Annotated in this window: 2 protein-coding genes; one reads left to right on the top strand and one right to left on the bottom strand. The window is 65.2% G+C overall.

Going from position 1 to position 1462, the window contains the following annotated elements; all coding sequences use genetic code 11:
- Window positions 1–569: 569 nt before the first annotated feature.
- Window positions 570–908 (bottom strand): RNA polymerase-binding protein RbpA, encoded by a 339-nt coding sequence (locus JWS14_RS01360; RefSeq protein ID WP_005255751.1) that lies wholly within the window; start codon window positions 906–908, stop codon window positions 570–572.
- Between the two features lie 172 nt (window positions 909–1080).
- Between JWS14_RS01360 and JWS14_RS01355 the strand changes: the two genes are divergently transcribed.
- A complete protein-coding gene (locus tag JWS14_RS01355; RefSeq protein ID WP_072946210.1) occupies window positions 1081–1413 on the top strand; it encodes a hypothetical protein in 333 nt (110 codons plus the stop codon).
- Window positions 1414–1462 lie beyond the last annotated feature (49 nt).

The following is a 1462-nucleotide window of genomic DNA, read 5'->3' as shown; positions in this document are numbered from 1 at the left end:
CCGCACTCCGCCGCCGCTCAACCGACCGCAAGGTTTGGTTTGGGCGGTGATGGGGAAATACCACGAAATGTGAGCGGTTGTAGTGGAAATGAGCGGTTGACCACCCGGAACATCGTGAACGCCGGACCTGCCGTGGTTTCAGGGTGCCGGTTTCATACCCCAGGTGTGAGATTTGCCCGAAGAGAAGACCAAACCCTTGACTCCGCCGTACCGAATAGTAGATTGAGAGCGGTCATGTGACCTACCTCTCACACGGTATGGAAGCCCGGGAGGTCGGTCATACGTGGTTTCTTCGACTGCGTGTTCGGGGCGTGACGCTCGGTGCTTGGTGTGCTCGGAATGTAACGCGCCCGCGTTCAGCAGATCGGAGTACTTGGATGAGTCCTGTCGAGACGGTGACCAGCCCAGTGGCCTACAGAAGCTTGTCCGTGTCGAACATCCCGTCCCCGCCCAAAATGGGGTCGCAGGCACCCCGGACCGCGCCGAAGGCGGGGTCGCACACCCCCCGGACGCGGCGAACGCCGCCCCGGCAGAGCCGAGACGGCGTTCGTACGGTTCGGTGGCCTGTGTCAGGCTCCGCGGCGCTTCGCCTTCAGCAGGTCGAGGCGCTCCTTCAGCAGCTCTTCCAGTTCCTCCTTGGAACGGCGTTCGAGCAGCATGTCCCAGTGGGTACGCGGCGGCTTGACCTTCTTGGCCTCGGGCGCCGTGCCCTCGACCAGGGTTCCCTCGAGGCCGTTGCGGCACAGCCACGTACCGGGGATCTCGGCATCGTCGGCGAAGGGAATGTCGAAGACCTCACCGTTGTCGCACCGGTACTTGGCCATCCGACGGGGCGCGAGGTCGTGGTCACGGTCGGTCTCGTAGCTCACCGCTCCGAGTCGACTCCCTCGAAGTACGCGATCTGCCATGGTTGTGTCCTCTCCTCGTTCGTCTCCGCGCGAGCACGCCTGGACCAGCACCAAGCGTTCACACTCATCTACAACGCCACGGCCTCCCGATTGGTTCCCGCACGCCGCGCAGATGCAACCTCGACATCTTACCGGGCGGGCTCGGGGGCGCCGCGCAGTAAGGTGGTCGACCATGACCAGCGCCTCCCGCAGACCGGATTCCTGTGTGTGGTGCGGACGCGAAGTGGCAGAGACGGGGATGGGCCGGCGTCGCCGGTACTGCCGCCAATCGTGCCGTCAACGCGCGTACGAGCAGCGCACCCAGGTCAAGGGCACCAGCATCCCAGCCGATGCGGTGGTGCTCACCTCGGAGGAAGCCTCCGCCATGGTCGACCGGGTTTTCCAGGTTCGATGTGCCGCCGAGGACGTGGCGACAGCCGTTGCCGAAGGTGCGGCGGCCCATGAGGTGGAGTCCCTGTGCGCCGACCTCGTGCAACTCGCACGTGAGGCCGAACGCTTCCGCTGAGCCTCGGACAGAGGCGGGGGAGCGTGGGACGCACTCTGCTCGACCGGTC

This window comes from Rhodococcus koreensis (assembly GCF_017068375.1).
Classification (GTDB): domain Bacteria; phylum Actinomycetota; class Actinomycetes; order Mycobacteriales; family Mycobacteriaceae; genus Rhodococcus_F; species Rhodococcus_F koreensis.
Note: the sequence above shows the minus strand (reverse complement) of the source record. Positions and strands in the feature narration are given on the sequence as shown.

Excerpts from the sequence above, each read along its gene's own strand:
- JWS14_RS01360 (WP_005255751.1), bottom strand. The coding sequence starts at position 908 with ATGGCAGATCGCGTACTTCGAGGGAGTCGACTCGGAGCGGTGAGCTAC.
- JWS14_RS01355 (WP_072946210.1), top strand. The coding sequence starts at position 1,081 with ATGACCAGCGCCTCCCGCAGACCGGATTCCTGTGTGTGGTGCGGACGC.